Genomic DNA, 20,412 nt, shown 5'->3' with positions numbered 1-20,412 from the left:
GTTACCTCCCGTTGAATGGCTTGGATTACAGAAGCGACAGTGGGTAGCTGACGATCACGCGCACATCATCAGCGTCCCGGGCGAAGTCCGCTCGATAGGTGGCGCTGCGCACCCGCATGCTCATGCCTTTCATCGAACCGTTCTGCACCACGTATTGCAGTTCGACGTCGAGCTCGCGTTCACCGTCGGCATCCGCGCCTGTCACGTCGGCCCGGCTGCCGCGCACATAGCGGGTCATGAAACTCAGGCCCGGCACGCCGACGCTGGCGAGGTCGAAGTCATAGCGCGCCTGCCAGGAGCGCTCGTCCTTCTCGGCAAAGTCGCCCACCTGGACGAAGTTCACCAGGTAAGGATCGGTGCCGGCCACGTAGGGAAACGCGGAGTCCCCGGACATCTTCTGGTAGCCCAGCCCAAACGAATGGCCTTTCAGCTTGTAAGTCCCCAAGGCGCTGAAGGCGCGGTTGTCGATGCGCCCGCCTCGTGCCTGGCCGTCGCTGTCACTGTCGAAAAAGCGCACATCGCTGGTGAAGGCGCCCCAGTCGCCTTTCCTGCGGTCGGTCAGGCCCAGGAAGCGCTGCTTGTAGACGTCTTCGAAGACGGCGTACTGGGCAATCAGATCGGTCGTCTCACTGGCGTGAAAGGTCCCGCCGAGAAGGTTGAAATCGCCGCCATCGAGGGGGCCACTGAAACGTCGGTTCTTGTTGTTCAGCTCAAGACCGGTAGAGCCCGACTGATCCCTGTACACCGTGCCCTGGATCTGTGCCGCGGTGAGTTCAAGGGGCTTCCATTCGTTGACCTGCACCTGGGCACCTTCAAAGGTCTGCGGCAACAAACGACCGTTGTTGGCGGCCAAGGTCGGCCATTTCGGCAGCAAGGTCCCGACCCGCAACTGGCTCTCCGAGACCTTGACCTTGAGGGTCCCGCCGGCCTTGGAATAACTGTCGGGGACATCCCCATCGTCCTGGACAGGCAGCAGGCCGGTGCCGGAACGTCCTGGTCCGGAATCGAGCTTGATGCCCAGCATACCGATCGCATCGACACCGAACCCGACGACGCCTGGGGTAAAACCGGACTCATAGCGCAGGATAAAACCCTGGGCCCACTCCTGGCGTTTTGACTGGCCCGAGCCCTCGCGAAAATCCCGGCTCATATAGAAATTGCGCATTTCCATGGAAGCCTTGCTGTCCTCGAAAAAACCTTCGGCGCCTGCCATCGGCAGATACACGGCAAAGCCAACCCCTGCCGCGCAGAGCGGCATTGTTTTTATTGATTTCATGACTGCTTACCGAGAAGAAGCCGAGCGCTGCCAATGTGCTCCTTGACGCGCCGGCCAAGTGGAATTCAAACGCGTTTCAGCGCACCTGGGTCAGGTAGTCCTGGGCCTTGCCCGGAATTTTTTCGTTCTGGACCGCGCCCAGGAACTTGATCGCCCGCTCCACGTCGGTATCCGTCAGGTACGGGGTTTTCGGGAACGACTTGCGATTGCTTTCCCAGGCGGCGGCATAGACCTTGTCATTCACGCCGTCGAAGCGACTGCGCACGGCTTTCATGGCTTGCTGCGGTTGTTCGTTGATCATCTGAGTGGCATCACCCAGGGCGGCCAGGAAGGCTTTCACGATGACCGGGTTGTCCTCGGCCCATTGCCGGCGAGCACTGAGGGCGATCGAGGGGTAGCCATCCAGCTCGGCAACCATGCCCTCGGACATGTCCAGCAGGGTGAAGCCTTTGTGATCAATGACCGCACTATCTGATGCCGGCGATGACAGGGCAAAACCATCGATCTTGCCTTGGGCGAACGCCGCCAGCATGGCCGCGCCGTTATTGAGGTAAAGCAGCGTGAAGTCTTTTTCCGACTGCAGGTGAGCCTGCTGGCCGAGGAAACGCACCAGGAAATCGGCGCTGCCGCCAGCCCCGCTCACAGCCAGGCGCAGGCCCTTGAAAGCGGCCAGGCGTTGCTCGACGGTGGAATTGGCATCCAGGCCGAGCCGATCGGCCACCTCTTGGCGAATGACGACGTTGCTGGCGTATTGACCAACCATGCGCCCCAACAGCGTGATGTCGGCACCCTTGATCTTGGCGTTGATCGCATTCTGGGTGGCGCATGAGCAGAACTCCACCGAACGGCTGGCAAGGCCCGAAGCCGCGGCTCCGCCGCCCTTGAATTTCACCAGTTCGACATCCAGGCCATGTTTCTCAAACAAGCCGCCATCGAGCGCGACGAACAACGGCATGTGCACGAAACCTTCCGTCCCCAAGGCGACTTTTACGCTTTCGGCAGCTTGCGCCTGGAACGAGACCGCACTGAGTACGACGCTGAGTCCTAAAGCAGAAATAAAACCTTTGATAGACATGATGCGACCCTCTGTTTTTGTTGTTGTGATGGTTTTGCTCAGACCGAAATTTCTCGCTCGTCCTGTTCTTTCTTCCACGGCATCAGGTACGTCTCCAACGCGCGAACCGCCGCCTGGAGCAGCAATGCCAAGGCGATGATGGCGATCAGTGCGGCGAATACGCCGGCCGTGTCCAATTGCCCCGCCGCGTCCTGCAACAGGTAGCCCAGGCCGCGGTTGGCGGCCATGATTTCACCGACGATGGCGCCGATCAGGGCATAGGGCACCGACAGCTTGAGGCCGGTGAACACCCACTGGATGGCCGATGGCAGTACGACCTTGGTGATCAGGTGGTGCTCCTTGGCGCCCATCAGGCGCAGGATTTCCAATTGCTCGCGCTCCACCGCACGGACGCCGCTGTAGGTGTTGAGGAACACCAGGAAGAACACGATGGTGGCGGTCAGGATGATCTTCATTTCGATGCCGATCCCGAACCACATGATGAACAGCGGCGCGAGGGCGACTTTCGGCAGGCTGTAGATGGACGTCAGGATGGGGTCCAGCAGCTTGGCGAGCAGCGCGTTGCGCCCCAGGATCAAGCCCACCGTGATACCTGCCAAGGCACCGAAGAAAAAGCCCACCAAGGTTTCCACGACGGTGATCCAACCGTGGGCGAACAGTCGACCGCTGGCGACCAGCTCAATGAAGCGCCGGCCAATTTCCAATGGTGAGCTGACGAAGAACGGGTCCACCAAGGGACCGGAAGCGAACTGCCAGGACAAAAAAATCGCAGCGAAGATGGCGAGACGACCGAGAAAGATATTCATGTGCAGGGTTCTCCAAAACTGGGCCTTTAGGCGTCGTGATCCGGCGTGATGATTTCCCAGAGGTCGCCACAGAGCTGGTGGTAACGCGGGTTCTTGCGCAGCTGGATGATGTTGCGGTCATCCCCCAGGGGAATGGGCACATCGCGGACAATCGTGCCCGGCCGACCGGAGAAGACCAGGCAGCGATCGCCCAGGGCCACGGCTTCGTCCAGGTCATGGGTGACGAACAACACGGTTTTCTTGAGCTGGCGGCTCAGCTTGAACAGCTCGGTCTGCATACGGATCCGCAGTTGCGCATCCAATGCGGCAAACGGCTCGTCCATCAGCAGCGTCTCCGGGTCATAGGCCAGCAAGCGAGCAAGGGCGGCGCGCTTGCGCATGCCACCGGAGAGCTGGCTCGGGTAGGCCTTTTCATGCCCATCGAGGCCAACGAGGGTCAGCAACTCGCGGATACGCGCTTCACGCTTGGCCTTGGGTACGCCCTGGATTTCCAAGGGCACGGCGATGTTGCCGGCCACATCCCGCCACGGCAGGAGATGATCGCTCTGGGTCATGTAGCCGGTGCGGCCGTTGACGCCGTGTACGGCCTCGCCTCGGTACAGCACCTCGCCGGTGGTGGGGCAAAACAGCCCGGCGACCATGTTGAGCAAGGTCGACTTGCCGCAGCCGGAGGGGCCGATGATGGTCACCAACTGACCTTGCTGGATATCGACGTTGATGCTGTGGGAGGCCTGCTTGGCGACGCCTTTCACCGTGAAAGACTTGGACACGTCACGGAAAGAAACCACCGTCGGAGCGGTCGCCGTGGCGCTGATCGGGGAACTGCGCGACTGAATGGCAATATGGGGACTGTTCATAGAGACCTGCTTGTTTTTATGAGTCTTAAATGAGCGTTCTTTGATTATGCGAGCGTGATTTCCAGGGTAAAGACAGCTGTTCCACAGAGTGGAACAGCCCTCCCTTACGCCATGATCGTCAAGCCGTCCAAGGCCATCACCCCGCTTCCGGCGGGACGCACCAGCAACGGATTGATCTCGGCTTCAATCAGGCGCTCGCCCAACTGCATGGCCATGTCCGAGAACGCGACGATGCAGTGCGCGGCGGCTTCGATGTCGGCCTTGGGCATCCCGCGATAGCCGTCCAGCAACGGGTAAGTGCGCAGCTCGCGCAGCATCTGCCGGGCTTGTTCGAGGTTTACCGGAAGCAAGTGCAAGGTGGTGTCCTGGAACAACTCCGCCGTCACCCCGCCCATTCCAAGCAGGAGCGCCGGGCCCAGTTGCGGGTCGCGGTGAAAACCGAGAATGAGTTCCTGCCCGCCCGTGACCATTTCCTGGACGAGAAAGGTCGGCGGCTCGAACCCCACATGGCCGCAGACCTCGGCACGCATGCGATCCAGCCGCGCGCCGATATTTCCGGCGTCCAGATGCAAGGCCACGCCACCCACTTCGCTCTTGTGCGGGATCTGCTCGGAAAGGACCTTGAGGACGACGTGACCGCCCAGTTCCTGCGCGGCCTGAGCGGCTTGATACCCATCACCAACCACCCGCTCCCGCGTCACCGGGATGCCGAAGCTGGCGTACAAGCGCTTGCTGCGCTCTTCATCGAGCGGGCCACTTGGCAGGTCCTGGACAACCTCAGGCCGAGTCTGCGCACTGCCAGGCTCAGGGGATGGCTCGCTCCATGTGGCCTGCGCCGCCAACGCCTTCAGTGCGCTGGCGCAACTTTCCGGCGCGCTGAACGCCACGCCACCCGAGCCGTTGATACGTTGGGCCGCAGCCGGAGCATGGGGGCTGATGTACGCCAGCACCGGTTTATCGGAACTGGCCAGGCTGTCGCGAATGGCATCGGCCATCAGGTGGGGCTGGGCAACACCGGAAGAGCCCACGACGCTGATCACCGCATCGAAATCCGGACTGTCGAGCAGGATGCCAATGGCCGCGCGCATCAACTCCGGCTGCAGCCCTGCCAAGGTCAAGTCGATCGGGTTACGGTCCAGGACCGCCTGGTCGCCAATATCCAGGTCACGCAGTTTCGCTGCGGTCTGCGCGCCGGGCGTGGGGGTTTCGAAACCGCTGACGCCGAGGCTGTCGGCGATCAAGGTGCCCGCGCCACCGGTCGAGGTCAGAATGGCGACCCGTCGGCCACGCATGACCCTGCCACTGGCCAAGGCAAAGGGAATGTCCAGCAGGTCGGCAAACGTCTCGGCCCGAATCACCCCAAGCTGACGGAAGTAGGCGCTATACAGTGCATCGGAGCCGGCCATGGCCCCCGTGTGGGAGGCTGCCGCATGGGCACCGGCTTGGGAGCGTCCCACTTTGAAGACCACCACAGGCTTGCCGGCATCGCGGGCCTTGCGCGCCGCACGGGAAAACTTTTCACTGTCGCGCAAGCCCTCCAGATAAAGGGCAATCACCGAGGTCGCGGGATCGTCGGCCAGGTAATCGACGAAGTCGGCGACATCCAGGTCGACCTCGTTGCTGGTGGAGATCAGCTTGGAAAAACCGATGCCGGCAGCGACGCCACGGGACAGCAGCGCGCCCAGGATCCCGCCACTTTGCGATACCACGGCTACACGGCCGGCCAGCAGCTCGTCCATGTCCAACGCGCCGCTGGCCGACAGCGTGATCCGCTCGGTCAGGTTGACCAGGCCGATGGTGTTCGGGCCCAGGATCCTCATCGACCCACGGGCCGCTTTCAGTTCCTCCTGGCGCACTGTACCTGCCGTACCGGTTTCACCATAACCACCGGCCAACACAATCGCTGCGGGGCAACCCAATGCCGCCAGCTCGGCGACGGCCTGGTTGGCGCGCGCCGGCCCGAGGAGAATGATCGCTACGTCCGGCACTTCCGGCAGCTCGGCAATGCTGGGGTAGCAGCGCAGCCCATCGATGTCTTCATAACGTGGATTGACGGGATACAAGCGCCCCTGGAAACCGTGCTTGCGCAGGAACGCGATGGGCCGGCCCGAAGTTTTGCGAGCATCGCCCGAGGCGCCGATGACGGCGACGCTGGCGGGACTGAGAAGGCGTGCAATCTGGTTCATGGTTCAGCTCCGCTCGGCCTTGCGGGCAAGGAAGGCGGCAACCGATTCCTGATGCTCGCTGGAGGTGTAGCAAATGCCCTGGGCCTGGCTGCCCATGGCGAAGATCTGGCTCTGGGTGAGCTCGAAGGTGTTGTTCAGGATCGACTTGCTCAACGCCAGGGCCGTGGCGGATCCCCCCGCGAGTTGCAACGCCCAATCGTGGGCCGCCGGTAACAGATGATCGTGCTCGACGACGCGATCGATCATGCCGATCCGCTGGGCCTCCACCGGCGCCACCGTGCGTCCGCTGAAGATCAGTTCCTTGGCCTTGGGCAAGCCGACACGACGGGGCAGGAAATACAAGCCGCCGCCATCCGGGATCAGGCCGCGAGCGATATAGCTCATCGCAAAGCTGGCGTGCTCGGAGGCCACGATGAAATCGCAGCTCAACGCCATGTCGCAGCCCAGGCCCGTCGCGGCGCCATTCACCGCGGCAATGGTCGGCTTGGGCAGGTTGTGCAGCAGCGACACTGCATGATGAACCCGTTGCTGGCGTTTCCAGCCATTGAACGCCACGGAACCGGCCGGAGCGCTCATGCGTGCTTGCATGCCCTTGATGTCGCCACCGGCGCAGAAGCCCTTGCCGGAGCCAGTCACGATCAACGCCTTGATCGAATTGTCGGACGCAATGTGCTCCAGATGCTCGATCAACAACGAGCGCATGTCGTCGCTGATTGCGTTGCGCGCTTGAGGACGATTGAGGGTCAGGGTGGCGATGCCTTCGACAACAGACAGTTCGACCGGGCAAGACAATTGCTCAGGATTGGTCATACGGTGCCTCTTTTATTATTCGGTTGATTGACTGCCCGGCGCTGAGCCAAGCTTGGATTCAATCTGCGGGAGAGCGAACCTGATGACAACGCGACCGTTCCACCTGTTGGAACAGGGTGACACTGGCCTTGCTTCGGCAAACATTCCCGGGCAAGGCAAGGCGCCGCTCAACCGATCCCTTGAGCGCGGCCTCGATTTGTTGAGGGCATTTCGGCCGGGCACCGAGTCCCTGACCAATGGTGATCTGAGCGAGATCGCCGGTTTGTCGAAATCCACCGTGAGTCGGTTGACCCAGACCCTGGTTCACGCCGGTTTCCTGGATTACGACCCGACAACGGGCACCTACCGACTGGCGCCCTCCCTGCTTGGGCTGGCGCATTCGATGTACCACGCCAGTACGCTGTTGCAGGTCGCCACGCCGTTGATGTTGCAAGTGGCTCGCGAACATCAGGTCAACGTCAGCCTGGCCGCCGCCGATGGCGACGAGATGATCTACCTGGAGTCGATTCGCTTGGGCAAGCGCAAGTCGCCGCGCAATGTGCTCGCCGGGCAGCGCTTGCCCATGGACGTGACGTCCCTGGGCCGGGCTTATCTATCGGGGCTTGAAGAAGGACAACGCCGGCCATTGCTGGAACTGTTCAGCTCGCGCCGATGCGAGTCCCGCGCCAGCCAACTGATCCAGGAGATCGACGATGCGGTGAGGCATGTATGGGCAAGCGGGTACTGCGTGGCCTCATGGCAGCCGGAGGTCATGGCGATTGCCACCCCGCTCGGACACCCGGCCTATCGGAGCCATGCGCTGAACATCAGTCTGGCGACCGTTGCAACAGCGCAGGAAGTGGAAGAACGTTATGCAGCGGTGCTGCTGGATCTGGCGCAAGCGATCAGGCAGGCACTGGCAGACGCCCGTGCCGACTGATCGTCTGTGGCAGCCCTTACCAAACAGCAATATGCGAATCCGCCCGGGGTTCGGTACCACCACACAGCACCCCGCTGGCCGGGTCGCGCAGGATGATCTGGCCGCGGCCATAGTCGGTCAGGTCGCTGGCGATCTGCACCTCATGCCCCCGTCGCGCCAAGGCATTGGCCAGGTCCCGTGAGGCCCCGTGCTCGATCCCGACCTTCATCCCCCCCAGCCATTGCCAGCGCGGTGCATCCAGTGCCGCTTGCGGGTTCAGGCCGAAATCCACCAGGTTCATGACCATCTGCACATGCCCCTGGGGCTGCATGTAGCCGCCCATCACCCCGAAGGGGCCGAGGGCCTCGCCATTGCGGGTGAGGAAACCGGGAATGATGGTGTGGAAGGTCTTCTTGCCTGGGGCCAGGCAGTTGGCGTGGCTCGAATCGAGGCTGAATTCCTGCCCACGATTCTGCAAGGCAATACCGCTGTCGGGCAGCACCACGCCAGAGCCGAACCCGTGGTAGTTGCTCTGGATGAACGAGACCATATTGCCCTCCCCATCCGCAGTCGCCAGGTACACCGTGCCGCTGGCGTGGGGGTCGCCGGGCGCGGGCGGTTGGGCCTGTTCGCCGATCTGCTCGCGCCGGTGGGCACTGTAGTCATCGCTGAGCAGGTCAGCCACCGCCACGCGCATGTGCAAAGGATCGGTGATGTAGTGCAGGCCGTCGCTGTAGGCCAACTTCATCGCTTCCAGTTGGCGATGCCAGGTCTGTTGGCTGTCACGGTGATCGAAGTCGAAGCCTTCCAGGATCTTCAACGCCATCAAGGCCACCAGGCCCTGCCCGCTCGGCGGGATTTCCCAGACATCCACGCCTCGGTAATTGACGTGGATGGGGTCCACCCACTGGGCGCGATAATCCTTGAGGTCCGAGGCCCGCAGGTAGCCGCCGCTGGCCCGGGAATGGGCGTCCAGGCGCTCGGCCAACGCACCGCGATACAGGCTCTCGCAGCGGGTGTCGGCCAACTCCTGGAGGGTGCGCGCCTGGGCCGGGTTGCGAAAAACTTCCCCGGCCCATGGTGCCCGGCCTTCGATCAGGAAAGTCTCGAACCAGGCCTCGAGGACAGCATCACGATGGGGCGTGAACTCGTTCACCGCGACCTGCCATTGATGGGCAACCACCGGCGACAGCGCAAAGCCGTCCCGGGCCAGGCTGATAGCCGGTTGCAGCAGCTCGGCAAAGGGCAGCTTGCCAAAGCGTCGGGACAACTCGGCCCAGGCCGACGGGCAGCCCGGGACGGTCACCGGTGTCCAGCCATAGAGCGGCATCTGCTCGTGGCCGGCGGCCTTGACCGCCTCGATGCTCAAGGCGGCCGGCGCATGGCCGTTGCCGTTGAGGCCGTGCAACTGGCCCTTGCACCAGACCAGCGCGAAGGCGTCACCGCCAATGCCACAACCGGTGGGTTCCACCACCGTCAGCGCGGCCGCGGTGGCGATGGCGGCGTCGATGGCATTGCCGCCCTTTTGCATGATTTCGATGCCCGTCTGGGCAGCCAGGGGCTGGGACGCGGCGACCATGCCCCGACGGGCGAAAACGCTTTGGCGTTGCGACGGATAAGGATATTCGTGAGCAGAAAATTTCAGCATGGTGAAGGCTCTTCGATACAGGAATTCAGTGGCCGGGAAAGGTCATAACACGCGACTGAGAAAAGCCCGGGTACGAGGATGAATGGGGTGACAGAAAATCTGCTCCGGCGGCCCCTGCTCGATGAGCTCGCCCTGGTCCAGGACCACCACACGGTCGGCCACTTCCCGGGCAAAGCCCATTTCATGGGTCACCACGACCATGGTCATCCCCTCCTCGGCCAACTCCTTCATCACTTGCAACACCTCGCCGACCGTCTCCGGGTCGAGGGCGCTGGTGGGTTCGTCGAACAGCATGGCCTGGGGTTTCATCGCCAGGGCCCGGGCAATCGCCACCCGCTGTTGCTGGCCGCCGGAAAGCATCGACGGGTAGTGATCGGCCTTGTCCGCCAGGCCGACCCGCTCCAGCAGGCCGCGGGCCTGCTCCAGCGCGGCGGCGCGAGTCACGCCAAGCACCTGGATCGGCGCCTCGATGATGTTTTCCAGGGCCGTCATGTGAGGAAACAGGTTGAAGCGCTGGAAGACCATGCCGATGTCCCGCCGTTGACGGGCGATGTTGCGCTCCGACTCACGCACCAGGCTGCCATCGGCCCGCTCGCGATAGCCCATGGCCCGGCCGTTGACACGGATCCGCCCGCCCTGGATGTCCTCCAGCAAGTTGATGCAGCGGATGAAGGTGGTCTTGCCGGAGCCCGAAGCGCCGATCAGCACCACCACTTCGCCGCGCCGCACTTGCAGGGAGATACCCTTGAGAATCTGCAGCTCGCCGAAAGACTTGTGGACATCCAGCGCCTCGATAATCAGCTCTTCGCTTTTATGCGCCATGGTTAACGTGCCCTCAGCAGGTTCAGGGTGCTGCGACCGAACATCCGCGTCGAAGCCGGCGGCGGTGACGAGGGTCGGTCCGATTGACCGAAACGGGCCTCCAGCCAGCGTTGGAAAAAGCCCCACAACGTGGTCAGCAACAGGAAGTAGATCGCCACCACCAGATACAGTTCGAACACCCGGAACGTCGCCGACGTGACCATCTGGGTACTGAGCAACAGTTCCTGTACGCCGATCACGCTGACCAGCGTGGTGTTCTTGAGCATCACGTTGAACTCGTTGCCCAGCGGCGGCACGATGACCCGGAACGCCTGGGGCAGCACAATGCGGCGCATCAGTTTGGCGAAGGTCATGCCCAGCGAGCGCCCGGCCTCGTATTGGCCCTTGTCCACCGCACCGATGCCGGCGCGGATGATCTCGGCCATGTAGGCGCCCTCGTTGAGGCCCAGGGCAATGATCGCCGCCTGGATATTGCCGGGGATCACCAGCCCAAAGAGGTCGATGTCTTCGAAGCGGAAAATCCCGCCGGCGGCCAGCGCGGTGTAGAGAAAGACGATCTGCACCAGCAACGGCGTGCCGCGCATCAGCCACACGTAAAAGCGCACTGGCAAATGCAGCAACGGGTTCTTCGACAACCGCAACAGCGCGGCGGCCAGCCCGAGGGCACAGCCCAGCAGCATCGCCAGCACACTGATCAGGCAGGTCAGCCAGAGCCCGGTGAGGTACACCCCACTGGGCTGCAACAGGTACTGCCAGAATACATCCCAATTGAAATTCATCGGTGGTTCACCTCAATCAAGCGTGTCACTGGCGACATGCCATTTGCCCAGCAGTTGGCTGTAGCTGCCATCGCTGCGCATATCGCCGATGACCTGCTGCACAGCCGCAGTCAGTTGCGGATCGTCCTTGCGAATGCCCAGGCCGGTGAGAATCCGGCTGAAGGCCGGCACCCCTTCCTCGAACAGGTCGGGCGCCATGGTGGCGTAATAACCGGCGGTTTCCACGGTGGTGCCGTAGGCGTCGACCTGGTTGATGCGCAGGGCCTGGAAGGCATCGGTATCGGAGTTGTAGACCACCAGTTTCATAGGCGGTTTGCCGGCCTTGGCCAGGGTCTCGTTCTCGGCGTCGAGCAGGGTCTTGATGGTGGAACCGTTAAGTACGGCGACCTTGTGTCCGGAGAGATCCGGCAGCGTCTTGAGGCCCTTTGGATTGCCCTTGGGCACCACCACCGCCTGGCTGGAATACATGTAGTTGACGATGTCGATCACCTCGCGGCGCTCGGGCTTGTCAAACAGCTGGTCGACGATCATGTCGCACTGTCGGGCCAGCAACGCGGGGAGCAGCCCGGAAAAGGGAATGACCCGCCATTCCACCTTCTTGTCGCCCAGGCGCTTGGCGATTTCCAGCCCCAGGTCCACGGTCAGTCCCTTGGGTTTCTGCGCCTCATCGAAGGACACCAGCGGCGGCGAATCCATGCCCGAGCAGTAGACAAGTTTATCGACCTTGAGCAAACGCTCCGGGACAACGGGCGCGGCAACCGCCCACTGTGCACAGAAACCCAAGGATAAAGCGGCAACCAACAGGCGAGGCTTATGCATGACCAGACACTCCAGTTCAGTAAGTAACGGGCAGTACTCAAAGTCAGAACACGGGCAGGCTCGGAGCCCGCTCTCGTTATTTTTTCGATTGCAGGAACTCGATCAATTCAGGGACGGTGCCTTCGATGTGCGCACGCACCACCGCCTCGGCCTTCTCGGCATCGCCCGCACGCAGGGCGTCGAGAATCAGCATGTGCTCCTGGCGCGCGCTCAGGGGTTTTTCCACATGCTGCAACCACAGGCGCATGGGCGCTTCGATCAGGGAATAAAGCGCACTGATCTGCTTGAGCAATCGCGGGCGACCGCTGAGGCTGCACAGGTATTCATGGAACGCGCGATGGCGGCTGACCCACTCGGCGCTTTCCTCGCGGTAATCGTCCATCTCGTCCAGCAAGCGCTCCAAGGCGGCCAACTGGCGTTCGCCAATTCGTGCTGTCGCGACACGGACCGCCAGGCCTTCCAGGGCGCTGCGCATCTCGAAGACTTCGTGCAACTCATCGATGTCCAGGCCGCTGACAATCGCCCCGCGATTGGGCCGCAGAGTCACCAGGCCCTGGGCATCCAGACGGCGAAAGGCTTCGCGCACCGGCATCCGGCTCATGCCGATCTCGTTGGCGATGTCCTCGGCAATCAGCCGGTCGCCCTTGCGTAACCGACCGCCACAAATGGCATCGAGCAGGAAGTTGTAGGCCTCCTCCTCGGCGGTCATCGGCGGGCGTTCAGCGTAAGTCGGGACAAATTGCATGGCAGCACCTTCTGCATTTTTGTATCCAATTATCCATGAATTCAAAAAAGCAGAATGCGTGCCAAGCACACGAATAATCGTGCAAGCGTTTGATTTAAAGGAATTTGCCGAGGAAAACGACTGCCTGCCTGAAGCCCTGGATCGCACACCTGTGCTACCAAACAGCTCAGTGGTTGCCCTTTATGTGTGCAGGATGACGCTTCGGTAACACCGCAGGTGGCCGCTCACTTAAGGCTTGTTAGATTAATTGTGGCGAGGGGATTTCGCCTGCGCATCTGGAGCCCATCATGCAGGTGCCCTGGGCGTATCCGAGGGTGACTCGCCAAACAGCGCCCGGTAATGGGCCGCAAAATGACTCAGGTGGAAAAACCCCATCGCCACGGCGATTTCACTGACGTTGAGTGCCGCCGCACGGGTCGTGATCAAACGCCGACGCACGGCATTGAGCCGCAGGTTGCGCAGGTACTCCACCGGACGCATCCCGGTGACCGCCTGGAAACTGTTCTGCAGGGTCCTGCGACTCACCCGCAATTGCTCGCACAAGTCGAGGATGCTCAAGGGCACCTCTGCGCTGGCGACGACCAGCTCCTGGCAACGCTTGACCAGATAGGCACTGACGGCAAAATTGCCGCGCCGGCCACGCACCTCGTCCGAAGCGTGACTGAACAGGTCGAGAAAGGCGTTGAGCAGGACGTCTTCGAGGATTTTTTCCGAGGCCGGATTGACCGCGTCCGCCTGTTCCAAAAGGTGACGAAACAGTGGGTGGATCCTTTGTTGCACGCGGCGCAGTACCACCTCATCCACGCTGACCTGGGACACGCTTTGCAGGCGCTTGAGCTGTTCGCTCGACAGTTCGTAGGCCGCCAGCTTGGCGAACCGCACCGTGTCGACATTGGCCGCAAAGAAGTGCGTGCCTTCCGGGGCATGCAAGACGAAGTCCTCGCCATCGCGCAACAGCACGACACTGTGGGCGCCCACTTGGTGCCCCTGGACCACCGGCGCACCGCCCAGCGACATGGCAATGCACAAGCGCCCTTTGGGCGCGCAACCGCGCTGCACCACCCGTTTATCCAGCACCTCCTGGAAGATCTGGAAACGATCGGCGCACACCTGCCGCAGCTCGCTGGAAAGGCAGCCACGCCCGAGTTGGTCATAGACCTGTTGCCAGCCCAGGATCGAACCGGCGTGTTGCTGAGGATCATTGAAGGTACGGACTTCGGCGAACATGATCATTGTTCCTCGGTGACGCGTGCTTGTTACCTGATGCTGCGCAGGAGCTGTGCCGAACGCTGTGCCGGACGCTATGCCAATGCTGTGCCAGACGCTGTGTAGGAGCTGTGTAGGAGCTGTGTAGGAGCTGTCGAGTGCAACGAGGCTGCGATCTTTCCCCAGACACTTGAATCCCAAGCGAAAGAAAAAAGATCAAAAGATCAAAAGATCAAAAGATCAAAAGATCGCAGCCTTCGGCAGCTCCTACGGTGAACAGTGTTTATCGCTGGAAAACCAAAGCCAGTTCCGTGCCAAGCATGTGCAAACGATATTCGCCGACCCTGACGTCCATCGGCGCCAACAACGCCCCGGACAGCACCACCTGCCCCGCTTCAACGCGCTGCCCGTCGGCCAGCAACCGCCGGACCAGCCAACACAGATTCGCCAGAGGGGTGTCCTCGCGCGCCAGGACGTTACCTTCACCGCAGGACACGCCGTCATGCACCAGGCGATAGTTCACTTCGGGCAGTCGATCCGGATCGAACCCCACCCTGGCCCCGAGGCAATACAACCCCGCGGCGGCATTGTCGGCAAGAAACGCCCCGACACCGAAACGCCAGCCCTGCCAGCGACAATCGGCAATTTCGAATGCCGGCGCGACCTCGGAAATGGCGGCGAGGATGTCCTCGTCGCTGTAGAAATCCGGCACCAGCGTGCGCCCCAGGACAAACGCCAGCTCGATCTCCAACTTGGGCTGGATCAGCCGTGCCAGGGGCACCGTGCTGCCGGGTTCCACAGCCATGGCATCGGTCAGCGCGCCCAATACCGGTTCATCAATACCGAAACGGTCCTGGGCGGCGCGGCCGGCGAAGGCCACTTTCCACCCGCTCAACCGCTCACCAGCGGCCTGGCGCCGGCGCAGCGCCTCGCGTTGCAAGGTGTAGCCCGCCGACAGGTCGAGGGCCTGTGGCTCCAACGAAGGCAAGGCGTGTACGGCCTGCGCAGCATCGTGGAGCCGGACCAGGAAATCATCCTCACGCTTCATGAGAGTTGCTCCGCCAGTTTGCGCAAGACGCCTTCGAGCCGCTCGGGTGTGGTGATCGCGGCAACGAACCGATCCGGCCGCACCACCACAACGCAGTCACGCACCTTGGCAAACCATTCGCCCAAGCGGTTATCGACGTCCTCGACGCAAATGGCACCGCTGGCGGACAAGGGCTGGTTACGCCCCACGCCACTGCGCGAGCGATTGATCTGGATGAAACGCGTCTCCCAGCGCGCCCAATAAGCGGCGGTTTGTTCGCTGAGCTGTTCGCTCGGATTGACCCGATACCCCAACACTGCATAGGAATGCCCCAGCACTTCGTCCAGGCGTCGGCGCTGGCCCTGGGCATCTTCGATGGACGGTTGGATGAACAATTGCCCGACCAGATCATCCTCATGCAACTCGGCACGCTCGTGATGAACCAGGCCTTTGGTGATGGTCGCCTTGGGCTTGAACTTGAATTCCAGCAAGTGCGAACGAAGGTTGTCGACGCTGTTGACGGCCTGGAACAACCAGTCTCGCACACCGGCCATCAACGGGTTGGTCAGCCCCAGGACCGCGCCCATGTTGTCGGCCAACGCGATGAGATCGGTCGCGTGCCCGCGGCGCTCCTGGTCGTAACTGGCAAGAATCGCCGGCGACGCCCGCCCTTGGAGGATCGCGGCGAGCTTCCAGGTGACGTTGGCAACATCACGCAGGCCCGAATTGAGCCCCTGCCCGGCCCAGGGCGGGGAAATATGCGCCGCATCCCCCACCAAGGCCACACGGCCCTGGACAAAGCGCGCCGCGACCCGAGAGTTATGGGTGTAGGCACGGATCCGGATGATTTCCAGTTGATCGACCGCATCGCCGATATGCCCACGGATCAAGTCCCGGATCGTCGCCTCTTCGCACATCCGGGTCTCGTCTTCGCCCTCCAGGAGCATGAACTCCCAGCGCCGCTGCTGATACGGCAAGTAGATGCAGACGAAAGGTCGCTGAGGGTCGGCATGCAGGGCCGTATACGGTGCATCCAGGGAGTCGTTGGCCGTGTCGATCACCACCCATTTGCGCGGATGGGTCAGCCCCAGCAGTTCGATGCCGAGTTTCTTGCGCACGCTGGAACGTCCGCCATCGGCGCCGATCACGTACTGCGCCTGCAGTTGATAGAGCTCGCCCTGGGCATCGCGCACCTGCAAGGTCACGCCCTCGGCATCCTGCTCCAGATCGAGCATTTCATGGCCCTGGCGCAACTCGACACTGGCGTGCTTGCCCAACTGCTCGCGCAACGTCGTTTCCAGCAACTGTTGCATGAAGATGTTGCGCATCGGCCAGCCATAGTTTGCCGTGCTCGGTTTGACCTCGGCAAAACACACGCCTCGCGCATTGTAGTAACGCAGGGGCACGTTGCAGATCATGTCGCGCGCGGCCAGTTCGGCGATGCCGATGCCCTGCAACACACGCAGGGCCTCGTCATCCATGCCCACCGCGCGCGGATACGGCAGGACGCCGTCAGCCAACTCAAGGACGATGCAGTCGATGCCGTACAGCCCCATGTAATGAGCGGCCGTGATCCCGTTGGGGCCGCCGCCCACGATGACAACCTGGGTTTTCTCCTGCTTCATCGCTATTCACCGCTTTGTTGTTGTGGTTGTAGGCACTGGTCATACAAATAGTCCATGACGACAAGGTTGAACATCTCGCTCTGGTCATCATGGACGTAATGGCTGGCGTCGGCGATTTCCTCTGTGCGCACCCATTTATTGGCCTGCTTTATCGACTCGAGGGTCGCCAGGGGCAGGAAATCGGAACGGGCGCCACGAATGAACAGCGTCGGGCAATCCAGCGCCCGTACCGCCGGCCACAGGTCGGTCGGGGTAATACTCAGGCGCGCCTGGGCAATACCTTGCTGGTCGTGACGCCATTCGATTCCAGCCAGCGTTTCCTTCATGGAATACATCAACCTGGAAGCCAGCCCCTCCTGGGAGAGGCCAGGTCGCGCTTGCAGCCAGAACTGGGCGGCACTCTCCCAGTCAGGAAACAACAACGGTGTCTGGCTCATCTCGCGCCGAATCCGCTCGGCGCCGTCACCGCTGACCGAAGAACCAGGGCCGATGTCCTCGATCACCAACGCTTGCAGTCGTCCCGGATTGAGCCGCGCATACTCCAGTGCATTGGTGCCGCCAAGGGAATGCCCCACCAGGACGAAACGCTGCAACTGCAGATGCGCCACCAGATCTTCAAGATCGTTGACATAGGCCTCGGTCCGGTAACTGGCGGCATCCGCCCAGTCACTGTAGCCACGACCACGCTGGTCAAGGGCATAGCAGCAGTACCGCTCGCCCAATGCATTGACCAGGCCATCCCAGGTCTGGGCATAGGAGCGCAGCCCGTGCAGCAGCACCACCGCAATGCCCGACGGATTGCCCCAGGACAGATAATGCAGGCGCAGCCCCGATCGATTGGTGAAGAACTGGCTGTTTGCAGACATTCGTTTGCTTCCCACGATCCGTACCTCAATACAGGCCGTCATTGCCCTTGACGTCGGCAGCCTCAAGGCCACCCAGGCGCGCATGCAAGCGCCCACGCGTGGCGAAGGCCCAGATGATGATCAATTCGTCGGCCGCCGGACCATCGCCGAACGACAACGAAATGCTGTCGTAGTGCGAACGGACATACAGCGCATCCTTGTGAGCCAGCGGCACATCGATGGTCACGCCAGGCCCGCCACGCTTGCCGGTGGAAGGCACCCAGGATTTGCCGCCGCCCAATGCAACGCGGATCGGATCCGCCGCCGGATTGGTCAACAATGCATTGCCATGTTCGTACTCGCCCTGGCTGCCGACCAGGCACGCCTTGCCATAGCTGACGATCTTGTGCTGGCCCGCCAGTACCCGGATGCGCCGACCAAACTCCTGGCCCAGCAAGGGTGACGGCTCAATCAGCTCGTCCAGGCTTTCACTGAAACGGCCGGCATAAGGGTTGGCGATCACCGCGCCAATGGCGTACTTGAACAGCGGCTCACCATCGGCCAACTGGCCCGTTTCGTTGGCCAGGGTTTCCTCGACGAAGGTGTACCATTTGCGGATGTGGTAACTGGCGAAATTTGCGGTTTTCATAAGAGAAGTCTCTTTCAAAGTGGGTCGAGATCGAAATGCCGGCTGGGGGCTCCAGCGGCCTTGAAGCGGGCCTTGCCGCGTGCATCGTCGTGTTCGGACTCGAGGAAGAATTCCAGGCGATTGCCATCGGGGTCGTTGAAATACACGCCGTTACCGATCTCGTGGTCGGTGATCTTCACCACCTCGACGCCCTTCTTCAGCAACATGCCGTAGAGCTTGCGCAGGGTGGTCATGTCGCCCGCGATCTCCAGCCCGTAGTGCTGCAGCCCCAGGCCGCCCTGGTGGGCCCCGGGTGCTGCGCGGAGCAACGCGATGTCGTGGTGCTTGGCACCGAAGGCCATCATGATCCAGCTTTCACCCCGGGCGCTTTCATGCATGCCCAGCACGTCGGCGTACCAACGCGCCGACACTTCAGGGTCGCTCACGGACAGCGACAGGTGAGTACGAACGACTTCGACTTTCATCGCGCGATACCTCAGTTTTTCTTGATGATGGATTGATGCCCGGACTTGATTTGCGCCACGGCGGGCGTCCAGAGCACATCAGCGATTTCACTGAATTCACGCCACTGCTTCTGCCAGCCGTCACCGCCGTTCTCGGAGGTGAACAGATGCCCGTACTTGGTGCCGGCGACGATCTGGCGAGGGTCGGCAGGGTTCAGGGCAATCGCCCAGACGCAGGAGTTGGGCTGTTGCGGCAGTGGCAGCACTTCCCAACTGAGGGCGGCATCCCGGGAGACCAGCACCTTGCTGGTCGTGCCAGGGGTGCCGTCGGAAATGCTCAGGTAGAGCGTATCCTCGCTGCCCAGCGCTGCATTCATGGCGCGCACGTAGTACAGGCCGAAGGTTTCCCGGGCGACGATGCCGGTCCAGGTCTGCCCCTCGTCGAGGCTGCGGTAAACGGCGTTGACGCACACCACCACGATGACCTTTTGCCCATGGTTGGGCAGGACCACGATGTTGTGCACGTCCGAGTTGAAGTCCCACAGCAGGCGGTCATCGACACGGGTCCAGCTATCGCCACCGTCACGGCTGTGGAACAACCCGCCCTCTTCCAGGCCGAACCAGAGCTGGTTGCGATCGGTCGGGTCGTAGGCGAAAGCCAGCAAGCGCGGACGGCTGACCCCTTCGCAAAACTCCGGGATTTCCACCGGGGCACGTTCCCAGGTCTGGCCACCGTCGAGGGTGCGCCACAGCACCGCGCGCGACGGCGCACCGGTGCCGACGAAAATGCGCTGTGCATCCTGAGGATCCACGGCCACCTTCCAGACGGTCTGGCCGTTGAAGGGCGAATCCACCCGCTGCCAATGGCCTCCGGTATCACGGCTGATGCACAGGCCGACATCGGTGCCGGCATAGATCACCTCAGGCGTCCCCGGATGCAAGCTCAGGGAGCGGGTGATCGCGTCGAATTCCAGGTCCTGGCCCAGGCCCAGGCGATGCCAGGTACGGCCATCGTCGGCGCTGCGGATGACCGCCTGCCCTACGGTGGCGACCAAAAGGGTTCCGTTACTCATCACTGCTGCTCCTCAAATGAAGATGCCGCGGGTCAAGCCGCCGTCGATGCCAATGGATTCCCCGGTCACCGCACCGGCCTTGGGGGATGCGAGGAAACCGATCAGCCAGCCCATTTCGATGGGTGCCAGGGTGCGTCGGATCGGTGTTGCGTCGATGTAGCCCTGCTCCACCTGCTCGGGCGTCTTGCCCTGCTTGATCCCTTCGCGCTCGTAGAGCTCCTGGATGTGGGGGGTGTCCACGACGCCGGGGTGGATCAGATTGACCGTGATGCCGGCTGGGCCCAGTTGGTCGGAAAGCGTCTTGGTCATGTGGGCGATGGCCAGGTTGCGCATGCCCGAGAGGACCTTGCTGCCACGTCCGGTCAGGCCACCGATGTTGATGATGCGACCGAAGCCACCGGCCTTCATGTGCGGGGTCACGGCCTTGGCGCAACGGAAGTAGCCGATCACCTTGGTGTTGAGGTCCGAGAGCAATTCGTCGTCGCCGGCGTGCTCGATGTCGTTGCGCACCACACCGGACGGGGCCGCGGCGCCGTTGACCAGGATGTCGATGCGACCGAAGTGCTTGTGGGCAGCCTCGACCATGTCGGACACCGCCGACATCTGGTTGGTGTCACAGAACAGCGGCAGCACCTCGTTGCCGGTCTCTGCGGTGATTTCCTCGGCGGCTTGCTGGAGGTATTCCATGCGCCGCGCGCAGATCACCACCTTGCAACCTTCCTGGGACAGAAAGCGCGCGACTTCCTTGCCGATGCCCATGCCACCGCCAGTGACGATCGCCACGCGGCCTTGTAATTCCAGATCCATAGCAGTTCCTCTTGTG

Annotated in this window: 21 protein-coding genes; 2 read left to right on the top strand and 19 right to left on the bottom strand. The window is 62.1% G+C overall.

Going from position 1 to position 20,412, the window contains the following annotated elements; translation table 11 throughout:
• Positions 1 to 25: 25 nt before the first annotated feature.
• The 6 genes from ASC85_RS01905 to ASC85_RS01880 all read right to left on the bottom strand — a co-directional run bounded on the left by ASC85_RS01905 (position 26) and on the right by ASC85_RS01880 (position 7,010).
• A complete protein-coding gene (locus ASC85_RS01905; protein WP_043042832.1) occupies positions 26 to 1,276 on the bottom strand; it encodes an OprD family porin in 1,251 nt (416 codons plus the stop codon).
• A 76-nt stretch (positions 1,277 to 1,352) separates the two neighbouring features.
• Positions 1,353 to 2,351, bottom strand: coding sequence for an ABC transporter substrate-binding protein (locus ASC85_RS01900; RefSeq protein WP_057448015.1), 999 nt, complete (start codon positions 2,349 to 2,351; stop codon positions 1,353 to 1,355).
• A 38-nt stretch (positions 2,352 to 2,389) separates the two neighbouring features.
• Positions 2,390 to 3,157, bottom strand: coding sequence for an ABC transporter permease (locus ASC85_RS01895; protein ID WP_053184098.1), 768 nt, complete (start codon positions 3,155 to 3,157; stop codon positions 2,390 to 2,392).
• A 26-nt stretch (positions 3,158 to 3,183) separates the two neighbouring features.
• Complete coding sequence (locus ASC85_RS01890) at positions 3,184 to 4,014, bottom strand: ABC transporter ATP-binding protein (RefSeq protein ID WP_043042833.1); 831 nt, start codon at positions 4,012 to 4,014, stop codon at positions 3,184 to 3,186.
• Between the two features lie 104 nt (positions 4,015 to 4,118).
• On the bottom strand, positions 4,119 to 6,200 hold the full coding sequence (locus tag ASC85_RS01885; RefSeq protein ID WP_057448014.1) for an acetate--CoA ligase family protein: 2,082 nt from the start codon (positions 6,198 to 6,200) through the stop codon (positions 4,119 to 4,121).
• A gap of 3 nt (positions 6,201 to 6,203) precedes the next feature.
• A complete protein-coding gene (locus tag ASC85_RS01880; protein ID WP_053184094.1) occupies positions 6,204 to 7,010 on the bottom strand; it encodes an enoyl-CoA hydratase/isomerase family protein in 807 nt (268 codons plus the stop codon).
• A gap of 82 nt (positions 7,011 to 7,092) precedes the next feature.
• Between ASC85_RS01880 and ASC85_RS01875 the strand changes: the two genes are divergently transcribed.
• The gene (locus tag ASC85_RS01875; protein ID WP_057448013.1) at positions 7,093 to 7,929 is read left to right on the top strand and encodes an IclR family transcriptional regulator; all 837 of its coding nucleotides are present in this window, start codon (positions 7,093 to 7,095) and stop codon (positions 7,927 to 7,929) included.
• 16 nt (positions 7,930 to 7,945) lie between these two features.
• Here ASC85_RS01875 and ASC85_RS01870 read toward each other — a convergent pair whose 3' ends face one another.
• From ASC85_RS01870 to ASC85_RS01850, 5 genes are all read right to left on the bottom strand, one after another.
• Complete coding sequence (locus ASC85_RS01870; RefSeq protein ID WP_057448012.1) at positions 7,946 to 9,556, bottom strand: gamma-glutamyltransferase family protein; 1,611 nt, start codon at positions 9,554 to 9,556, stop codon at positions 7,946 to 7,948.
• Between the two features lie 42 nt (positions 9,557 to 9,598).
• Positions 9,599 to 10,378 (bottom strand): amino acid ABC transporter ATP-binding protein, encoded by a 780-nt coding sequence (locus ASC85_RS01865; protein WP_028236534.1) that lies wholly within the window; start codon positions 10,376 to 10,378, stop codon positions 9,599 to 9,601.
• A 2-nt stretch (positions 10,379 to 10,380) separates the two neighbouring features.
• Complete coding sequence (locus ASC85_RS01860) at positions 10,381 to 11,157, bottom strand: amino acid ABC transporter permease (protein WP_014337982.1); 777 nt, start codon at positions 11,155 to 11,157, stop codon at positions 10,381 to 10,383.
• A 12-nt stretch (positions 11,158 to 11,169) separates the two neighbouring features.
• Positions 11,170 to 11,976: an ABC transporter substrate-binding protein gene (locus ASC85_RS01855; protein ID WP_057448011.1), complete on the bottom strand. Its 807-nt coding sequence runs from the start codon at positions 11,974 to 11,976 to the stop codon at positions 11,170 to 11,172.
• A gap of 76 nt (positions 11,977 to 12,052) precedes the next feature.
• Entirely contained in the window at positions 12,053 to 12,721 is a 669-nt protein-coding gene (locus tag ASC85_RS01850) for a GntR family transcriptional regulator (RefSeq protein ID WP_057448010.1), read from the bottom strand.
• Between ASC85_RS01850 and ASC85_RS32015 the strand changes: the two genes are divergently transcribed.
• Entirely contained in the window at positions 12,720 to 12,929 is a 210-nt protein-coding gene (locus ASC85_RS32015; protein WP_156395602.1) for a hypothetical protein, read from the top strand. The two genes, ASC85_RS01850 and ASC85_RS32015, sit on opposite strands and share 2 nt — an antisense overlap.
• A 77-nt stretch (positions 12,930 to 13,006) precedes the next feature.
• On the opposite strand, the gene ASC85_RS01845 is transcribed toward ASC85_RS32015, so the two are convergent.
• The 8 genes from ASC85_RS01845 to ASC85_RS01810 all read right to left on the bottom strand — a co-directional run bounded on the left by ASC85_RS01845 (position 13,007) and on the right by ASC85_RS01810 (position 20,396).
• The gene (locus tag ASC85_RS01845) at positions 13,007 to 13,948 is read right to left on the bottom strand and encodes a helix-turn-helix domain-containing protein (protein WP_057448224.1); all 942 of its coding nucleotides are present in this window, start codon (positions 13,946 to 13,948) and stop codon (positions 13,007 to 13,009) included.
• Positions 13,949 to 14,210: 262 nt separating this feature from the next.
• Positions 14,211 to 14,975, bottom strand: a complete 765-nt coding sequence (locus ASC85_RS01840; RefSeq protein WP_057448009.1) for a 2-keto-4-pentenoate hydratase — start codon at positions 14,973 to 14,975, stop codon at positions 14,211 to 14,213.
• Positions 14,972 to 16,579 carry a bifunctional 3-(3-hydroxy-phenyl)propionate/3-hydroxycinnamic acid hydroxylase gene (locus tag ASC85_RS01835; RefSeq protein WP_057448008.1) on the bottom strand — a complete coding sequence of 536 codons (1,608 nt, stop codon included), beginning with the start codon at positions 16,577 to 16,579 and terminating at the stop codon, positions 14,972 to 14,974. The genes ASC85_RS01840 and ASC85_RS01835 overlap by 4 nt, the downstream gene beginning before the upstream one ends.
• A 2-nt stretch (positions 16,580 to 16,581) precedes the next feature.
• The gene (locus tag ASC85_RS01830; protein ID WP_057448007.1) at positions 16,582 to 17,445 is read right to left on the bottom strand and encodes an alpha/beta fold hydrolase; all 864 of its coding nucleotides are present in this window, start codon (positions 17,443 to 17,445) and stop codon (positions 16,582 to 16,584) included.
• Positions 17,446 to 17,470: 25 nt separating this feature from the next.
• Positions 17,471 to 18,073 (bottom strand): amino acid synthesis family protein, encoded by a 603-nt coding sequence (locus ASC85_RS01825; RefSeq protein WP_057448006.1) that lies wholly within the window; start codon positions 18,071 to 18,073, stop codon positions 17,471 to 17,473.
• 14 nt (positions 18,074 to 18,087) lie between these two features.
• Positions 18,088 to 18,537 carry a VOC family protein gene (locus ASC85_RS01820; protein ID WP_003200799.1) on the bottom strand — a complete coding sequence of 150 codons (450 nt, stop codon included), beginning with the start codon at positions 18,535 to 18,537 and terminating at the stop codon, positions 18,088 to 18,090.
• An 11-nt stretch (positions 18,538 to 18,548) separates the two neighbouring features.
• A complete protein-coding gene (locus ASC85_RS01815; protein ID WP_003200797.1) occupies positions 18,549 to 19,589 on the bottom strand; it encodes a VPS10 domain-containing protein in 1,041 nt (346 codons plus the stop codon).
• Between the two features lie 12 nt (positions 19,590 to 19,601).
• Entirely contained in the window at positions 19,602 to 20,396 is a 795-nt protein-coding gene (locus ASC85_RS01810) for an SDR family NAD(P)-dependent oxidoreductase (protein ID WP_003200796.1), read from the bottom strand.
• Positions 20,397 to 20,412 lie beyond the last annotated feature (16 nt).

It is taken from the genome of Pseudomonas sp. Root401 (assembly GCF_001425105.1).
Classification (GTDB): domain Bacteria; phylum Pseudomonadota; class Gammaproteobacteria; order Pseudomonadales; family Pseudomonadaceae; genus Aquipseudomonas; species Aquipseudomonas brassicacearum.
Note: the sequence above shows the minus strand (reverse complement) of the source record. Positions and strands in the feature narration are given on the sequence as shown.